This is a genomic window from Kineosporia succinea, from assembly GCF_030811555.1.
In the GTDB taxonomy this organism is placed as follows: domain Bacteria; phylum Actinomycetota; class Actinomycetes; order Actinomycetales; family Kineosporiaceae; genus Kineosporia; species Kineosporia succinea.
Genome location: NZ_JAUSQZ010000001.1, coordinates 4,393,213 through 4,408,705 on the forward strand (window position 1 = coordinate 4,393,213; position 15,493 = coordinate 4,408,705).

Annotated in this window: 23 protein-coding genes; all 23 read right to left on the minus strand. The window is 70.4% G+C overall.

The features are described from left to right. Positions 1–3 precede the first annotated feature (3 nt). Complete coding sequence (locus tag J2S57_RS18990) at positions 4–528, minus strand: hypothetical protein (RefSeq protein WP_307244823.1); 525 nt, start codon at positions 526–528, stop codon at positions 4–6. Between the two features lie 16 nt (positions 529–544). Then, a complete protein-coding gene (locus J2S57_RS18995; RefSeq protein ID WP_307244825.1) occupies positions 545–1,372 on the minus strand; it encodes a hypothetical protein in 828 nt (275 codons plus the stop codon). Next, positions 1,369–2,988 carry a hypothetical protein gene (locus J2S57_RS19000; protein ID WP_307244827.1) on the minus strand — a complete coding sequence of 540 codons (1,620 nt, stop codon included), beginning with the start codon at positions 2,986–2,988 and terminating at the stop codon, positions 1,369–1,371. The genes J2S57_RS18995 and J2S57_RS19000 overlap by 4 nt, the downstream gene beginning before the upstream one ends. Before the next feature lie 79 nt (positions 2,989–3,067). Beyond that, the gene (locus J2S57_RS19005) at positions 3,068–3,634 is read right to left on the minus strand and encodes a hypothetical protein (protein WP_307244829.1); all 567 of its coding nucleotides are present in this window, start codon (positions 3,632–3,634) and stop codon (positions 3,068–3,070) included. Positions 3,635–3,813: 179 nt separating this feature from the next. Continuing rightward, positions 3,814–4,215, minus strand: coding sequence for a hypothetical protein (locus tag J2S57_RS19010; RefSeq protein WP_307244831.1), 402 nt, complete (start codon positions 4,213–4,215; stop codon positions 3,814–3,816). A gap of 39 nt (positions 4,216–4,254) precedes the next feature. Continuing rightward, positions 4,255–5,499 carry a phage major capsid protein gene (locus J2S57_RS19015; protein WP_307244833.1) on the minus strand — a complete coding sequence of 415 codons (1,245 nt, stop codon included), beginning with the start codon at positions 5,497–5,499 and terminating at the stop codon, positions 4,255–4,257. 65 nt (positions 5,500–5,564) lie between these two features. Then, positions 5,565–6,404 carry a head maturation protease, ClpP-related gene (locus J2S57_RS19020; protein WP_307244835.1) on the minus strand — a complete coding sequence of 280 codons (840 nt, stop codon included), beginning with the start codon at positions 6,402–6,404 and terminating at the stop codon, positions 5,565–5,567. Continuing rightward, the gene (locus tag J2S57_RS19025) at positions 6,397–6,576 is read right to left on the minus strand and encodes a hypothetical protein (protein ID WP_307244836.1); all 180 of its coding nucleotides are present in this window, start codon (positions 6,574–6,576) and stop codon (positions 6,397–6,399) included. The genes J2S57_RS19020 and J2S57_RS19025 overlap by 8 nt, the downstream gene beginning before the upstream one ends. Next, entirely contained in the window at positions 6,573–7,862 is a 1,290-nt protein-coding gene (locus tag J2S57_RS19030; protein ID WP_307244837.1) for a phage portal protein, read from the minus strand. Before J2S57_RS19030 ends, J2S57_RS19025 begins: the two co-directional genes overlap by 4 nt. A 2-nt stretch (positions 7,863–7,864) precedes the next feature. Then, the gene (locus tag J2S57_RS19035) at positions 7,865–8,065 is read right to left on the minus strand and encodes a hypothetical protein (protein ID WP_307244839.1); all 201 of its coding nucleotides are present in this window, start codon (positions 8,063–8,065) and stop codon (positions 7,865–7,867) included. Positions 8,066–8,082: 17 nt separating this feature from the next. Beyond that, the gene (locus J2S57_RS19040; RefSeq protein ID WP_307244842.1) at positions 8,083–9,441 is read right to left on the minus strand and encodes a terminase large subunit domain-containing protein; all 1,359 of its coding nucleotides are present in this window, start codon (positions 9,439–9,441) and stop codon (positions 8,083–8,085) included. A gap of 31 nt (positions 9,442–9,472) precedes the next feature. Further along, complete coding sequence (locus tag J2S57_RS19045; protein WP_307244844.1) at positions 9,473–9,781, minus strand: hypothetical protein; 309 nt, start codon at positions 9,779–9,781, stop codon at positions 9,473–9,475. A gap of 149 nt (positions 9,782–9,930) precedes the next feature. Then, positions 9,931–10,068, minus strand: a complete 138-nt coding sequence (locus J2S57_RS19050) for a hypothetical protein (protein WP_307244847.1) — start codon at positions 10,066–10,068, stop codon at positions 9,931–9,933. A gap of 11 nt (positions 10,069–10,079) precedes the next feature. Next, a complete protein-coding gene (locus J2S57_RS19055) occupies positions 10,080–10,436 on the minus strand; it encodes a hypothetical protein (RefSeq protein ID WP_307244850.1) in 357 nt (118 codons plus the stop codon). Between the two features lie 177 nt (positions 10,437–10,613). Beyond that, complete coding sequence (locus J2S57_RS19060; RefSeq protein ID WP_307244852.1) at positions 10,614–10,886, minus strand: hypothetical protein; 273 nt, start codon at positions 10,884–10,886, stop codon at positions 10,614–10,616. A gap of 203 nt (positions 10,887–11,089) precedes the next feature. After that, complete coding sequence (locus J2S57_RS19065; RefSeq protein ID WP_307244854.1) at positions 11,090–11,362, minus strand: hypothetical protein; 273 nt, start codon at positions 11,360–11,362, stop codon at positions 11,090–11,092. A gap of 30 nt (positions 11,363–11,392) precedes the next feature. Next, positions 11,393–12,310, minus strand: a complete 918-nt coding sequence (locus tag J2S57_RS19070; protein ID WP_307244856.1) for a hypothetical protein — start codon at positions 12,308–12,310, stop codon at positions 11,393–11,395. Continuing rightward, positions 12,307–13,035: a hypothetical protein gene (locus tag J2S57_RS19075; RefSeq protein ID WP_307244858.1), complete on the minus strand. Its 729-nt coding sequence runs from the start codon at positions 13,033–13,035 to the stop codon at positions 12,307–12,309. The genes J2S57_RS19070 and J2S57_RS19075 overlap by 4 nt, the downstream gene beginning before the upstream one ends. 37 nt (positions 13,036–13,072) lie before the next feature. Then, positions 13,073–13,531, minus strand: a complete 459-nt coding sequence (locus tag J2S57_RS19080; protein ID WP_307244861.1) for a hypothetical protein — start codon at positions 13,529–13,531, stop codon at positions 13,073–13,075. Then, a complete protein-coding gene (locus J2S57_RS19085) occupies positions 13,531–14,391 on the minus strand; it encodes a hypothetical protein (protein ID WP_307244863.1) in 861 nt (286 codons plus the stop codon). The genes J2S57_RS19080 and J2S57_RS19085 overlap by 1 nt, the downstream gene beginning before the upstream one ends. Positions 14,392–14,406: 15 nt before the next feature. Beyond that, complete coding sequence (locus J2S57_RS19090) at positions 14,407–14,835, minus strand: hypothetical protein (RefSeq protein ID WP_307244866.1); 429 nt, start codon at positions 14,833–14,835, stop codon at positions 14,407–14,409. After that, the gene (locus J2S57_RS19095; RefSeq protein WP_307244869.1) at positions 14,832–15,128 is read right to left on the minus strand and encodes a hypothetical protein; all 297 of its coding nucleotides are present in this window, start codon (positions 15,126–15,128) and stop codon (positions 14,832–14,834) included. Before J2S57_RS19095 ends, J2S57_RS19090 begins: the two co-directional genes overlap by 4 nt. Continuing rightward, positions 15,125–15,466 (minus strand): hypothetical protein, encoded by a 342-nt coding sequence (locus J2S57_RS19100; RefSeq protein WP_307244871.1) that lies wholly within the window; start codon positions 15,464–15,466, stop codon positions 15,125–15,127. Before J2S57_RS19100 ends, J2S57_RS19095 begins: the two co-directional genes overlap by 4 nt. Between the last annotated feature and the right edge of the window lie 27 nt (positions 15,467–15,493).

Below are 15,493 nucleotides of genomic sequence, written 5' to 3' on the forward strand. Positions count from 1 at the left end.
GGATCACACCCTTGTCTTGTACGTGATGGTGAACAGCTGTGAGGCGGTAAAGCCCTCTTGCACAGCGCTTTGCGTCAGTGACCCGCCGGTCACGTAGGTGAGGGTTCGGTGCCCGCCGACGGTCGCGGACGTGTCGATCCCGAGGCTCGGATCCGTCCTGCAGATCCCTGCGACGGCAGAGACGAGCTGCAGCGCCTGGTCTCGGGCCGCCTTGGGGGAGTCAGCCCATTGCGCCGTGCCCAGGCACACGAGCCGGGTCGTTTCGTCTCGGGGACGCACGTCTCGGGCGATGGAGCCCGCGACCCAGTCGGTATCGGCTGCAGGCGAGGGGCTGCCTCGGTCGCCGGACCACCCGATGATCAGGTGTCGGCCGCGGGTGTTGCTCTCCAGGGGCAGCCACTCCGGGCCGTCCCACACGAGAACGTCGTCGCTCTCTTCGCACGTGCCCGGGTCGGCGAAACCGGGCAGCGCACGGCACCGCGCGAGCAGTGCATCGATGACCTGACCGGTGCGGATCTGGTCGGGCATGATCTCTCCCCTCTCGTCAGGCGATCGCGAGGCGCCGCAGCTTGAAGTACGCGTCGAGTTCGAGCGGGGTCAGGCTCTGCACGATCGCGGAAAGGTCCTCTGCGCCGATGTCTTCCGGCGGCAGGGACGGGGTCTGCTGCGCCTGCAGCCACATCCGCTTGATCCCGGACAGGCACATCTTGCGCACGACCGGGTCGAGCACCATGTCGCCGGCGCGGTAGGTGATCGTGGTCCGGCCGGCGCCCCAGGCCTGCGAGGTCGTCCACCCGTAGCGGGTCTCGACGATGCCGTCGGTCCGCATCCGGTAGGTGCCGGGATCGGCGACGATCCCGTCGACGTCGACCGAGAGGATCTGCTGCGCCGGGCCCTGGCGCAGGATCACCGAGCCGCCGGTCTGGTGCACCTCGGTGATGGTCCGCGGGGTCAGTACCCGGTTGAGGTCGAGCTCGACCGCGCGGGAGGCCACCAGGACGTACCAGCGCAGCCGCTCGAGGTCGGCCGCGCTGGTGCACGGGCGCAGGCCGCGCAGCGCCTCCTGCGCCTCGACGAGCGAAACCAGGCGCGGGCCGTCCGCCTCGACGTTGTAGACGTCCGCCTGCACGCCGCTGTTCACGCCGGTGGCGATCCACCGATAAGAGTGCAGACCGGCCACCGTGGTCGGCACGTCGCACGTGTACAGCCCGATGCTCGGATGCTCCACGGTCAGGTCAGCCGGGGACGAGAGCGTCGTCAGCCCGTCCGGCAGCGTGACGACGAGCCGCATGTCGCCCGGGTCGCTGAGCGCGCCGGTATCGGGCCGGGTGACCTTGCACGTGAGGGGCACCAGGTCGCCGACCTCGATCATGTCCGTCCTCCGCTCATGGTGGTGCTCGGGCCCATCCCGATCTGCATCCCGGTGCCGGCGCCCTGCCCGGTGGTCAGCACGCCGCGGGTGTGGAGCTCGCCATCGACGATCAGCAGCGCCGCGCTCTCGAGCAGCAGGCTCGAGTCAGCGCCGATCAGGCTGGTCGCGATCGTCAAGAGCGAGGCCTCGGCCAGCACCGCCGCGTCCGACCGCGCGATCAGTGCCGCCAGCGCCGCCGGCTGCTCGGCCAGACCCAGCACGTCGGCGGCCGCCACAGCGGCTGCCACAGCGGCAGACTCGGCCAGCGCGACAACGTCTGTGACCGCCAGATAGGCGCCGAGCTCGGCCACGTCCGTGACGGTGAGAGCGTCGGCGGCCGCCAGCACGGCGGCCAGCGCCGAGGCCTCCGCCAGGGCGGCCGCGTCGCCGGCCGCGACCATGCCGTCAGCGCCGAGGCTGGCAGTCTCGGTCAGCGACCAGGTGTCGGTGGCGGCCGCTGCCACACTGCCCGACGTGGTGCCCTCGGCCAGGGCCAGAGAGTCGGCCCGGTCGAGCAGCACCAGCAGCTGCGCCGCCTCGGTGAGCGCCGCCAGGTCGGCGCCGGCCACCGTGGCGGCCACTGCCGCTGCCTCACCGAGCGCCGCGCCGTCGGCGGCCGCCGGGCTGCTGCCCGCGTTGAGCGTCGCGCCTTCTGTCAGGGCTGCGTCGTCGGCCGCGGTGAGTGTGGCGGCCGCGGCCGCCGTCTCGGTCAGCGTGGCTGTGTCTGTGACCGCCAGAGCGAGTTCCGGCGGGCCCTCGGTCTGCGCGGCTGTGTCCGACGCTGCCACGACCACGGTCAGTGCCGCGGCCTCAGTGAGGGTGGCTGTGTCCGTGCGCGCCAGTGCCGCCACCAGCGTGACCGACTCGGCCACACCGGCGGTGTCGGTGCTGCCGGTCGTGCTTTGCAGCCCGGTGACGCTGTCGGCCAGTGTGCTCGTGTCGGTCACCGCGCTGGCGCGCTGCAGCTGCGCGGCGTCGGTCAGCGTGGTGGTGTCGCCCGCGGCCTTGGTGGTGGGCACGGGCGGGTTGTTGACGTTGTCGAACGCGGCCGGGCCGGGAGCCGGGTCAGCCGCGTTCCAGTAGCCCGCGTAGATGACGGGTTTGACCGCCGACCAGACGCCGGTGGCGGCCCACGAGCCCTTGTTGGTCCACGAGATGCCGTCGTTGCTGTAGTCCCAGCTGATGACACCAGCGGCCTCGCGGAACCGGACCCACATGCCGGCCACGTACGGCACGCCGCCGGTGCCGATGAGGCTGTCGACGCCTGCGGTTTCCCTGACGGCGAAGACGTTCCCGGTGTTGTCCCAGTTCCATCGGACGTGGTTGGTCTCGTCGACGTTGAGGGCCACGAAGACGCCGGCGGACGGGGTGCCGATGGCGGGCACCGAGACCAGCTGGATGGTGAACGAGCTGCTCGTCAGGTCCCACGTCACCTGCGAGGTGAACCCCGGGAACGCGCCGGTCGGAGTGATCTGGACTTGCCCGCCGGTGACGAGCGGGTTGGTGCCGGCGATGCCGGCCCACTTCGTTCCGTCGGCGGTGTCGAAAGTGTCGACCAGGGTGTCGAGCTTGGCCACAGCACCCCCTGCGCGATTCGTTGGGCCGGGGGTGTCGGTGGGGTTACCCGCTCCCCACCGACACCCGGTCCGGGGTGTGTCAGGCCAGCGTCAGGGTGAGCGTCAGCTGCCAGCTCGAGGCGCTGGTCTTGGTGCCGAGCGATTCGACCTTGCGGTTGAGCATCCGGCCCGTGGCAGCCGTTGCCGAGTTGAAGATGCCCCACTCCTGCCAGGCCCAGTTCGCGGCCGCAGTACCGAAGGTGGCCCGGAAGGCAATCGAGGCCGAGGCCAGCACGGTGCCGTCGGTGTGCTGCGGATACGTGGCATCCATCGCGACACGCGTCTTGTTCGTGGCCGCCTGCAGGTCGGTCTGGGTGGCAGCGGCCGCCGTCGTCGAGTCACCGACACCGACCGCGGCCCGGGCGTTGGAGTAGTACGTCAGCGCCTGATCGGCTGTGGCACTGCCATTTCCGATGAGCGTCTGCCACTGAACGGACGCGCCGCCGTACATCAGCAAATTGCCGTCGACCTCGGTGACGTCCGGCTCGACACCGAGGTCGGTCAGCAGCCGGTGCTGCGCCTCGCCCCAGCCCTGCAGCCCGTGGCGGCCGGCCACCTCGAGCGACCGGATCTCGTCGCGGACTTTGTGGCTTGTGGCATGTGGCACGGTCAGGCGCGAAAGGCGCGCGTGGCAGTGCCATCTGACAGCGTCGTGTCGGTGTGTATCGGCGGCGAGCGTGGCGCCCTCGCCGAGTCGGTGCGCGTCATGTCGCACGGGGTGGTCCTTTCGGTGCGTGCGGGCCGGTCGGCCCGGGGTGGTGATGCCGGGCCGACCGGCCGGGTGCGCTACTTGCTCGAGGTGCTGCCGGACTTGGCCGACGTCGACGACTGCGCGGTGTCGGCCGGGTCGTCCGTGAACTTCTCGTCGATGACCCGCGCCGCAGCCGCTTCGGCGGCCTTCGCCGCCGCCTCGTGCTTGCGCAGCCGTTCCTCGATCACGGGATCCTGACCGAGGTCCTCGATCTCGTCGGTCGCCGCCGCGGTTCGCTCGGCCTGGTCAACCGCCGAGACGGCCTGTTGCGCGAACTGCTCGCGGGCCTGCTCGAGGGCAACCTCGCGGTCACCGATGATCTCGAATCCCGCGGTCTGGTCGGGGGTTCCGTCCGCGCGCAGAGAGAGCATCTGCACCCGGTCGTGGTCGCCGTGCGCGGGAGTCGGCACGGCCGTGTTCGCCTTGGCGTCAGCCATGGTGGTGGGTCCTTCCTGGTCGCTACGTCAGGGGCCGGGTCAGCTCGCCGGGCCCTGCAGAACCTTGAAAGCGGACGCGTTCTGCAGCGTGCCGTCCGCGCGGGTGAAGGCGAAGAAGCCGACCTGCAGGTAGTCGGCGTAGCGCTCGTCGAGACGGATGAGCTTCTGGTCCTGCACGACCCGCGCCACGTACGCCTCGCGGATCGAGCCGAACCCCAGCGACTTCGAGGCGATCGCCTCGGTGGCCATGTCGTTGTTCAGGATGAACGGGTAACCCATCAGGTTCGACGGGACACCGGCCTGCAGAGAGGGCTCCCACAGGGGCCGGTTCTGCCCGTCGAGCATCTTCCGGGCCGCCTTCCGGGCGCTCTGGTGACCCATGAACTTCAGGTCGGACAGGCCGCCGTAGGCCGGGTCGAGCGACTCGACCAGGTCGACCAGCGCGGCGTAGTTGACGCCGCCGGTCGCGGCGAACGTGCCGCTGGTGGTGGCGCCCACGGTGGCGTTCGTGACGATGCCGTCGGGCTGAGCGGTTCCGGTGCCGACGGTGTAGTGCGCGTTCAGGATCCGGCCGAGCCGCTCGCCGAGGCGCTTGGCGAGCCAGGCCTCGAACCGCGGGTTGTCCTGCATCAGCTGGTAGCTGACGCGCACCAGCTTCGACGTGTACATGTACGCGTCCAGCGAGTTGGTGCCGAGAGTGACGTCCTGCTCGGTGATCTGGCTGTTCTCCGCGAGGATCGCACCGACGTTGCCGGTGTCGTCGTTGGTCGGCCACGGGATGTTCGCGCCCGTGGTCGTCTCCAGAACCTCGGCCTCCTGCAGCATCGGTCCGAAGAACCGCATCTGCTGGATGATCTGGTCACGGAACGCCGGGGGGATGGTGTACCCACCGGCGGCGGGGGTGGTGCCGGCCGCGTTCTTCGGCTGCTCGAACCGAGCGCGCATCAGCTTCTTGTCGTCCGCCTCGAGCTCGGCCAGACCACCGTGGACGTAGCGGTTGAAAGCCCGCTCGTAAGCGGCGTCTTCCTCGGAGGTGATGTCGCCCGTGCTGGCCACGACCCCGGCGCGGTTGACCACCGAACCGGCGTTCTGCGCGGCTGCGATCTTGAGGAACTTCTCGGCCGTCGCGATGACCTCGTCCGCCTGGTCGTAGGCGATCTCGGCCTTCACGTAGGTGGCCTTGTCCTCGCCGGACGGGTCGTTGCCCGTCCGCTGCATGATCTCCTTCATCGTCTCCCACGCGCGTGCACGGGCGTCGATGCGGTCCTGAAGGTCAGGTGCCACGGTTGTTTCCTCTCATCGGTCAGGGATCGCACCGGCGCCCCTCGTGGGCCCGGTTGCTCAGGGGGTTAGGCGCTGGCGAGCTGTCGGGCCTCGCGGGCCCGGAACCGTGCCAGCAGATCGGGATCGCTCTCGGTGCGCGCGGGAGCGGTGGGTTCGGGTGCCCGCGGGGTGTTCGCGGGCAGCGGCGGTGGCGTGTAGTCCGGCGCCGGTGCGGTCGGCGCCTTCTTCCCCCGGGCCTTGAACATGCCGGCGAGGTCGTAGCTGGCCTTCGCGGTCTCGGCGGCCGCCGGGTCGGTGCCGTCGTCGACGCGGTCGGCGAGGCCGGCCTCGACGGCTTCGGCCGCGGAATACCACTTCTCCTCGACCATGACGGCGCGCCAGTCCTCGACGGTGCCGCCGGCCTTGCGCTGGTAGACGCTCGCGATGTTGTTGGACAGGGCGTCGAGCCGGTCGGCCATGAACCGCATGTCGGCGGCCGGGCCCATCACGATGCCCCAGGCGTCGTGGATCATGAGCTCGGTGTTCTCGCTCATCACGACCTCGTCGGCGCCGGTCGCGATGAAACTGGCGGCGCTGGCGGCCAGGCCGTCGACCACGGCCACGACCCGGGCCGGGTGAGCTCGGAGCGCGTTCAGGATCGCGATGCCCTCGTAGACCTCGCCGCCGGGGGAGTTGATGTGCAGCCGGATCTCTTCGGTCCCCTCGGGCAGCTCGCCCAGCGCGGTCAGGAACTCCTTCGCGCTGACGCCCCAGATCCCGCCCCAGCTGTCAATCGGGTCGTACAGGAACAGCTTTGCCGATCCTGCTGCCTCGCCGTCCTCGACCATGAGCTCGGCGCGGATCGGGGTGCGCTGGCGGTTGACCGGGTTCGCGCGGCCGTGGAATCGGTAGAGGGTGTCACGCATCGGGCGCCCCTTCCTCGGTGACGTTGTGGACCTCGTGACGGCATCCGGCGCACAGCAGCCGCGGCAGCGCGAGGACGCCGGGGGCTGCCTCGGCGATCGGCACGCTGGTGTCGGCCGGGGCCGGGCACGAACTGTTCAGGCAGCGGACGGGCAGGTTCGTTGCGACGATCATGCGGGCACCGTTTCTTCGTCATCAGGGTCCGCAGCCGGGTCGGGCGCGGGTGGTTCGGGCTCCGGATCCGGCGCGGGCTCGGCGCCGAGCGGGCCGAGGTTCAGCGGGACGTAGTAGGCGTCGCCGCCCTCGATCGGGTCCCAGTCCTCGAGCGCACGGATCTCGTTGGGGGAGATGGAGCCGAGGTGGAACAGCTCGCGGTAGAAGGCGCCTCGCGCGGCGGTATCACCGCGGAGCAGTCCGGCCCGGGTGTACTTCGCGTAGACCGGTTCCGGGCGGATGGTTTTCGTCATCCGCTGCTCGACTCGCACCAGGTACCGATCGAGCGTGTAGGTGATGAACCCGCGGTTCTGCGTTTCGATCCCGGTGCCCCAGCTGGTGCTCTTCTCGGTCTGCATCAGCATGTGCGGTGGGATCCCGTACCACCGGGCGATATCGGTGATCTGGAATTCGCGGGTCTCGAGGAACTGTGCGTCGGCAGGCGCGATCGTCAGCTGCGTGTAGGTCGCTCCCGACCCGACGACTCGGATGTCGTGCGCGCCGTCGAGGCCTTCGTGGGCGCCCATCTTCCACAACGCCTTGAGCCGGGTGGCCTCGGCCTGGTCGAGGCGCTGCTCGGTCTGCAGCATGCCGGTCGCGAGGCTGCCGTTTCCGAAGAACGTGCCGCCGAACTCTTCGGCGGCCATGCCCAACGCGATCGCCTGTCGCGCCATCCGGATCGGCGAGCAGCCGACCGTGCCGTCATACCCGAAACCGGGGATGTGCAGGATCGTCTTGTCGGAGCGGATCGCCCGCGGGTCGGTGTTCCCGTCGAGGACGTACATTTTCGTGCCGTCGTCGGCCCGGCCGGCCTTCACCCGGTTCGGGTTGATCCACCACAGCTCGGCCAGCGCCCCGGCCTGGTTGTGCAGCTTCATCAGGTACGCGTTGCCGTGCAGGCACAGTGACCCGTAGACCAGCTCCCACAGCTCGTACGGGGTCAGGTCCGGGTGCGGGTTATCGAGCAGCGCAGCGGCCCGGCCTGAGCTCAGCGGCTGCCGGCTGCTGCCCTTCTTGCTGTACGCGTGCAGCGGCAGACCCGCGCACGTGCCCGAGATCAGATTCACGGCCTGCCAGACCGCTGACTGTCCGAGCGCGCTCTTCTCGGTCACCGGGCGGCCTGTGAACGTGCCCGGGGCTCCGCCGATCATCGTCACGATGGCGTCGGAACTGATCGGCACGGCCGGGTTCTGCAGGCTGGCCCGGGGCCCGCGCAGGGTCGCCGCGGCGCGGCTGATGAGATCCATGATCAGCCCTTGCTCTCGTCGGCGGCCGAGGCCTCACGCTCCGGAACCCGAAGACGCAGCTGCAGCCGGACCCCCGAGAGCGCGAGCGACAGGAACAGAGCGACGCAGGCCCCAGCCAGCAGCGCCCAGCGGGCGCCGAACGTCGCGGCGAACATGACCAGCAGCGCTAGGCCGAGCACCTGCAGCGGGGTCGAGAACTCCACGGTGAAACCGCCTTCCGTCAGTAGAGAATCGAGCCGGTGTCCGGGTATCGGCGCAGTCCCTCAAGGGCGAGCGTGCTGGCGTACAGCGGGCTGATGTCGCCGCCGGACTTGCGCCGGCCGAACCGTGAGCGGCCGTCGCCGGACGGGATCAGCACCGCGGCCGCCAGGGCGCCGGTCAGCTCGGCCTGTCCGGTGTGGCGCAGCTGCTCGGTGACGATCGCGTCGTGCATCGACCCGACCGCGTTGGCCACGTCGCCCTGGTCGAGCACCTCGACCGGGCACACCCCGCCGAGCGCGGTCTGCAGCCGCTCGAGCTTGTTCGCCAGCGGGCCACCGCCGTCGAGAACCACGCAAGTCGCGCCCTTCTCGCGGGCGATCTTCGCGGCTTCGTCGACGGCCCATTCGGTGCCCTCGCCAGCACGGATCAGCTGCGTCATCGGCAGCCCGTCAGCGCGCGCGCCGGCGTAGGCGACCGACGCCCGGGAGCGGTCCGGGGCGGCGTCGAGCGCCAGGGCCGGCGGCCCGATCCGGGTCGAGGTCTCGTCTTCGCAGGCGAACCAGGACAGCTTGGGGATGCACCAGTCAGCGTCGTCGAATTCATCGCTCCACTGGTTCAGGTACGCCCTGCGGAACGCCGGCAACCCGCCCTCGATCGTCTCGAACTCGTGCCGGATGTCCTCGATCCGGATCGTGTGGCCCAGCGCGGGCATGCACGCCCACCAGGTAGCGGGGTCCTCCGGATCAGCGTCTTTCGGCGCCGACCACTCGAAGTAGGCCGTACGCGACGAGCGCCCCAGCTCGGTGATCGCACGGCCCCGGGCCACCTTGCCCTTCAGGTAGAGCGACTTCGCGGTGCCAGCGGTGCTGACCGCCCAGAACTGCGCGTTGCGCCGCGTGATCATCGCGGGCCGCCAGGCCTCCTCGACCCTGGCGTCGACCTGAGCGAAAGCTTCGTCGAGGGTGCCGTCGTCGAGCGTCTTCCCGTGACCGGACTCGGCTTTGGTGGCAATCGGCCCGAACGTCGAGCCGGACTTGAAACGAATCCTCTCGCGGCCGGTGGTCCCGATCTTCCGCCAGCGGCCCTGCATGATCGGGACCGCCGCGAGGTCCTCGCAGAAGTCCTCTTCCCACTTCGAGCGGGCCGCGATGCCGGTCTGCGCGGCGTACAGCATTGTCTGCCGGCCGCCGAGCAGGTGAGCAGCCTCGGCCCGCCACACCACGCGGGGGAGCGTGACGGTGGTCTTGCCGGACTGACGCGGCACGGTGACCACGACGTCGCGGTAGGCGAGCTCGCCGGTGTCCGGGTCGATCTCGAGCGCGACGTCGAGCACGTGCCGCTGCCACGGCATCTGCCGTTTGCCCATCCGGGCCGACACCCGGGCCACGGTCGGGCCCCACGTCGCCCGCTCAGGACGCCTGCGAGTTCCCCACGCCGGGGGGCAGATCGCCAATGTCGAACGGGTCGTCACCATGGGCCGCACCGCCCTCGGCGTCGTCCGTGCCATCGAGGGGCGGCGAGCCCGGTGGCAGCGTGGTCGGCACCTCGCCGAGGCGGCCGGTCACGTCCATGAGCGCCTTCACCGCGGCGACCCGGTCTCGGACCTCTTCGGCCTCGTCGACGTCGCGGGCGAGGCGCTCAACGGCCGCGCCGAGCAGCTGCGCCATCGGGTGTCGCGAGTCCAGCGTCTCGAGCGACGCGCGCGCGGCTTTCAGCACCGGCCCGGGCGCCTTCGCCCGGGGCTTCCGGGCCCCGCCCGTCCCGCCAACCGATCGCACCGCCACGCCGGCCCCCGTTCAGTAGAAAAAAATGTCGACGGTGTTCGGGGTCCCGGCCGGGGGCCCTGAACTTTCGGGGTGCCCCCGGGTCAGCGCGCCTCGAGCTCGATCACGTCCGGGATGTGCGTGAACTGCAGGTGGTAGGCGCCCGCGATGTCCCATTCACCTTGCTGCACCTCGAGATCGGGCAGTGAGAGCAACAGCTTGGCGAGTTCGTGCCCGGTCATCCCTGATCTCCTCACCAATCGTCGAGGTGGACGTCGAGCGGGCCGCGAGCAGCTGCAGCTCGAGCACGTCGCTTGCTGTTGGTGAGGCCGGCACCGGCTGACCGGTTGCATCTTGCGTGGGCGGGCCGCACGTTGTGCGGGTCGGTGGGGCTGCCGCCCTGGTCGCGGGTCAGGATCTCGTCGAGGTCGTAGGACCAGGGCGAGGTGCGGGGGAGCCACCAGGCGATCGCTCGGGTGCGCATGAGGCAGCGTGGTTTCTCGCATCCGCGGCCGGCCTTGACCTCGATCAGGATGGCGGCGCGGAGCTGCTTGCGTGCGTACGTCTTGAGGGCGGGGTCGCCTGTCGTGCGGGTCCGCTTGGTGGGCAAGGGATTTCACCTCGCTTGTCCCCGGACGCAGAGACGGCGCTCAGCCACGGGGGAAGCTGAGCGCCGTACGGCGGGCCGACGGGGGGATGCAGCCGCGCCGCTCTGTTGTGACAGATGATCGGTCAAGGCGGCGTTTGACGTCAATTCGGATCGTCGAATGTCGTTGGGTGACGTTGGCTACGTTTCGAGGTAGCGAACGTCACCAGCGTCGATCCAGTCCTCGAAGAGCGGGTCGTTGGGTTCCATCTGCCACCGGATCTGTACGGCGTCGGGGTTGTTGGTCCAGGCAATTGCGATGCAGCCGTACTCGCGCGGTTCGGTCCATTGCTTGCCCTTGCCGGTCTGCGTGATGTCGGGGAACCGTATGCCGGCGAGCACGGGCAGCGGTGGGTCGTAGACGTTTACGGTCTCGCCGGGGGTGGCCCGGCGGATGCGTGGGAATGCGGGCATGAGGAGTCCTTTCGAGGGTGCCCCGGCGGCGCCAGACGCCGGGGCGGTGGACTCGACCCGCGGTCAGGGTACCGGCTGCAGGATGACGGCCGCCCACAGACAGAGGATCCAGGCACCGACGTTGGCCGGGAACCGGTATCGGCCGGGTGACCAGGGGCCCCAGGCAGCCAGGGCGCACCAGCAGAGGTAAAGGAAGATCAGGGTCACGGCAGCAGGCTCAGCAGGGCCTCGAGCACCAGGTCGGGTTGTGCGAGGTGCGACCATTCGTGCGGGCCAACAGGTATAGCCCCTTGCTGAGCGAGACCCACTGCAATGACGGTGTTCTCGACCGCCTCATCGGGTGTCGCTCCGATGCCGAGGGATATGCCGGTGTGCCGGGCCCGAAAGTAGAAGAACTGGCCGTTGGAGAGGGTGCCCTCGATTTGGACGGGGGCGGTGGCACATGTGGTGCGGCGTTCGGTGATGGACAGAGGCATTTGGGGGATCTCCTTGTTGGTGAGAGCAGGTCAGACGCCGAGGCTGGCTTTGGGAGCTCCGTACAGGCCGAGGCCGATCCTGCGGGCGTCCGCGACGCTATACAGGGCCCGCGCGTAGTCGTCGGTGCCCAGGCGCCGCACGGTGACGCGCTCGCGGCCGAGTAAGGGCGGCCGGCGGTCGACCAGGGCGCCGCGGCTGGCCCATTGCCGCACTGTGGACGGGGTGACCTCGCGGGCATGCCGGGCGGAGAGCCAGGCCGCGATATCGGGCCCGATCGCGGCCACCTCGCCGGACAGGTCGCCCGCGAGCACCTGCTGCCACTCGTCGATGCTGCGGGTGGCGCCGCACCCCCTGCAGGTGGCCGGGCCGAGGCCTTCGGCGCGCACCATCACGCCGCAGGTCGGGCACTCGCCCAATGCTTGCCCGGGCGGGCCCGACGGGTAGGCCCGGCGTCTGGCCCGGCGCAGGGCGTCGTCGAGCTGCTCGACGAACGTGGCGGCCTGGTCGACGTCGGCCAGCAGCAGCCGGTAGTGCTCGAGGATGTACCGGTACGCGCCCGTGCGCACGTCCCAGGCAGGGGTGCCGTGGTGGTCGATCAGGTAGCGCACCCACTTGAGCACCAGATCTCGCAGGTCGTGCCGCTCGGACAGAGCGGCGTCCGAGGCGGGGGACCGGACCTCGGCCAGCGTGGTCGGTGTCCGGTCTCGCACGGCGTCCTCGAGGGACGGGCCGCCGCCGGCCCGGGGCCGGGTCGGGGTGAGCAGATCTACCCGTAGCGCGGGTAGCTCGGTCAGGTGGTCCTCGGTCCGCAGTCGGCAGGGGGTGCAGACCAGTAGCGGGGGCTCGGCGGGCCGGGGCGCGCAGCCCCGGCACCGCTCGTCCTCGCAGCCGAGCACGTGTTCGCCCTTGAGCGGGTGCCACGTCTCGACGACGCAGTGCAAGGTCACGCAGAGGCTCCGGTCGGGGTGCGGGTGGCCAGGGCGGCGGTTGCCTCGAGGCGGTTGGCGATGCTGGCGGCGTCGAGGGCGGTGTCGGGATCCTCGCGGGCGATCATGGCGGCCACGTCGCGGGTGGTGTCGGCCAGCGCGCCGAGGACCGCGGCGACCTTGCCGACTGCGCGCGGGCACCAGCGTTTGTGCTCGCCGGTGCCGCTGCAGCCCTCGCAGAGTGCCTCGGCGGCCGAGTGGTCGCCGGTGGTCTCGGCGTAGGCCTGCCAGGCCGCGGTGCGCTCGGCTGCGATCTCGGCGAGCTCGCGCACCAGCGCGTTGTGCTTCTCGATGAAACCGTCGAGCAGGTGAGGCCGGATGAGTGTCCAGTCCCAGGGGTCGCGATCGGGCCCGTGCCACTCGACGTGGAGCTGCCCGTCGGGAAGGGCCGTCACGGACGCGCTGATCTCGCGAAGGCGCTGCGCCTCGGTCTTGAGCCGGGTCAACTCGTTCTCGTGGTCCATCTCGAAGCATCGGCGGGTGAGCGCGCTCTGCTCGAGAACCGCCGAGGCGATGTCCCGGCGGCCCTGCGCGCTCGCGGCCAGGTATGCCGCGATCCACTGCCCAGGCGTCGGGGTGGCGCCCTCGACGAGCGCGGTCTCATCTGCGCCGGCCTTGAGGCGCTCGTTTTCGGTTCGCAGACGGTCGTTTTCGGCGCGAAGCTCGTGCCACTGCAGGCGGCTCATCGTTGATTCTCCTCCGTGGTTGCGGTTGTGGCGTAGGTCAGTTCAGCGCGACGACAGCGCGGCGCTGAGGCTCGAGCTGGATGGTGTGCGCGGCGACGTGTAGGGCCTGGTCGAGGTACTCGCGCCAGCGCATCTGGTCGACCTCGGCCTCGCGCATGACCCGGCTCATCCGGTCGTGGTCGCCTTCGGCGCGGGCGGTGGCGAGCCGGCCGAGCCAGTCGATTGCGGGGTGCTGTGAGGCGCCGCGGCCGTCGATCTCGTAGAGCCGGAAGCACGCGGGGCCGGTGTGGCCGGCGAGCCCGTTGGCCTCGAGCACGGCGTCGACCCACACGAGCAGCGAGACCTGCTCAGCGCGGTGGCCGAGGCCTCGGATCATGCGCAGCGACCCGGCGGCGCCGTCGTGGTCGCCGACGCGGGCGGCCTCGAGGGCGACGGCCGCGCAGCGGCGCCAGAGTGTCAGCATGAGGGCTGCGGGCTGTTCGTGGCGTTCGGACATCAGACTGCCTCCATGCGGCGGGTGTGGGGCTTGCAGGTCGGGCAGGGGCGGGGAATGCCGGTCTCGGGGTGGTCAGGCAGCCAGCCGCGGTCGCAGCCGCTGCAGCCGAGTACCGGCTTGGGTCCGGGGCGGGCGGCTCGTTCAGCTGCCTTGGCCAGCCAGCCGAGCAGGGCGGCCGAGGGGCTGCGCAGGTCGGTGTCTGCGTTGCGGATGAACCAGTTCCGCAGCTCGGCGTCGAGGTCTGCGTCGCCGGCGGCTGCCTGCCACATCGGAATCAGCTCTTGCGCCGTCGTCTTCGCGTCGCGGGCGTCACCAAACAGACGACGACAGACCAGCTCGGCCATAGAGGGGTTTGGGTGAGGGTGAGGGTGAGGGAAAGGGGGTTCGCCCGTGGTCGAAGCAACGACGAACGATTCGCGAAGCACTTGCTTCGTTTTGGGCGAAGCACTTGCTTCGGGTTTGCTTGCCGACTTTCCGCGTCGGGTCGTGCCTGACGCCCTGCCGCCGGCCCGGCCCGACGCCTCGCGCTTCGCTCGCCGGTCGAGGATTTCCTGCTTGGACTTCTGATAGTCGAACCAGTCGTGGAAGATCAGCTCGCCCTTGCCCGGGATCCCCGGGCACGAGTCGTCTGGGTGGTCACACTGCGAGTCGGGGCCGTGCCACAGGCCGGAATCGATCAGAGCCTTGATCTGCGCTGGTCTTCCTCCCTTTTCGACGACCAGGTCGCGCGAGATCGCGCCGTCGGTCATCTGCCGCGCCGACCAGTTGCCCATCAGCGTCCAGAGACCGACGACCTGCAGCCGCGAGGTGCGCGGGATGCTGAGCACCTTCGGGTGCTCGGAGAAGGCGTCATCGATCATGAACCAAACCATTTGTCAGACGTCCTCTTTCAGGGTGAACAGCGCGCTGGCTGTCCGGGTGGTTGTGGGGCCCGCTGTGATTGCGAGCAGAGCTGCCGCCGTGCTGGTGCGGACTCGGACGGGTGGCCCCTTGGTGCGCAGAAGACGGGCGATGGTTGCCAGGCCGACACCGGAGCGTGCGGCGATGGTTGTCTGCCAGAGCCCCGCGCTCATCAGCTGTCGCAGGTGCTGACGGACAGGCTCTGCGTCGGCGTACTTCTGCCAGGATCCGTGCGCGAGCTGGGTGGTGCGGTCGCGGTGGTAGGCGGTGTGCGCGTCACGGCAGGGCCTGCAGCGGCACCGGTCGCTCACGTACCGGCCGAGGGTGCCGTGATGATGGTGCACGCGTTGGTGCGTGCACGGGCGCTCTGCAGGAGCGTCGATGAGCACCTGGTCGCCGTTCACAGCTCGATCCGGGGGCGGGGGGCGGGGTGGTGGCCGTGCCAGTCGTTCCCGGTGCGGGTGATGTACTCCGCGGTGACGGGCACGCCGCAGACACGGCATGGGCGTGGACCCTCGACCACACGGTGCGGCGCGTAGCGGGCGAGCACCGCGTCGAGACCGCCAGCCTCGGCGATGAGCACCTCGACGTCGGCCACGCTGATGCCGTCCGCGCGGGCGGCGTAGCTCTTGCTCATGCCTCGGCCGATGGCGCCAAGCACTCCGGCACGGATCTGGTCGGTGATGACGTCGCTCATGCTGCGGACCTCCGGGCCCGCGGGGTGGTGCGCTGGCGGGCGGCCTCGCGCTGGTACGCGGGGTCGCAGCACGGGTGCATCGTCCAGCCCTCCAAGGTGGCGACGTCGATGGGCATGGGGCCCTGGCAGATGCCGCACCGGGGCGCCTTCGGGGGTGGGGGAGCGGGGCAGGTGTGCGAGCGGTACGCGGGCTCCTGAGCGGGCAGGTCGACGCCGCTGAGGACGCGTGCGCGCACGGCCATGCCGCCGCCGATGGCAGGCACCTCGGTCAGGACGTGGGTGCCGTCGGGGTGCGGGTCGACCTCGAGCTCGCGGCGCCGGCCGCCGAGGGTGATCACCACTCGGAGGCCGGCCCCGCACGCGCA

Coding starts and splice junctions, on each gene's coding strand:
- J2S57_RS18990 (WP_307244823.1), bottom strand. CDS start 528: ATGCCCGACCAGATCCGCACCGGTCAGGTCATCGATGCACTGCTCGCG.
- J2S57_RS18995 (WP_307244825.1), bottom strand. CDS start 1,372: ATGATCGAGGTCGGCGACCTGGTGCCCCTCACGTGCAAGGTCACCCGG.
- J2S57_RS19010 (WP_307244831.1), bottom strand. CDS start 4,215: ATGGCTGACGCCAAGGCGAACACGGCCGTGCCGACTCCCGCGCACGGC.
- J2S57_RS19020 (WP_307244835.1), bottom strand. CDS start 6,404: ATGCGTGACACCCTCTACCGATTCCACGGCCGCGCGAACCCGGTCAAC.
- J2S57_RS19025 (WP_307244836.1), bottom strand. CDS start 6,576: ATGATCGTCGCAACGAACCTGCCCGTCCGCTGCCTGAACAGTTCGTGC.
- J2S57_RS19030 (WP_307244837.1), bottom strand. CDS start 7,862: ATGGATCTCATCAGCCGCGCCGCGGCGACCCTGCGCGGGCCCCGGGCC.
- J2S57_RS19050 (WP_307244847.1), bottom strand. CDS start 10,068: ATGACCGGGCACGAACTCGCCAAGCTGTTGCTCTCACTGCCCGATCTC.
- J2S57_RS19060 (WP_307244852.1), bottom strand. CDS start 10,886: ATGCCCGCATTCCCACGCATCCGCCGGGCCACCCCCGGCGAGACCGTA.
- J2S57_RS19065 (WP_307244854.1), bottom strand. CDS start 11,362: ATGCCTCTGTCCATCACCGAACGCCGCACCACATGTGCCACCGCCCCC.
- J2S57_RS19075 (WP_307244858.1), bottom strand. CDS start 13,035: ATGAGCCGCCTGCAGTGGCACGAGCTTCGCGCCGAAAACGACCGTCTG.
- J2S57_RS19080 (WP_307244861.1), bottom strand. CDS start 13,531: ATGTCCGAACGCCACGAACAGCCCGCAGCCCTCATGCTGACACTCTGG.
- J2S57_RS19085 (WP_307244863.1), bottom strand. CDS start 14,391: ATGATCGATGACGCCTTCTCCGAGCACCCGAAGGTGCTCAGCATCCCG.
- J2S57_RS19095 (WP_307244869.1), bottom strand. CDS start 15,128: ATGAGCGACGTCATCACCGACCAGATCCGTGCCGGAGTGCTTGGCGCC.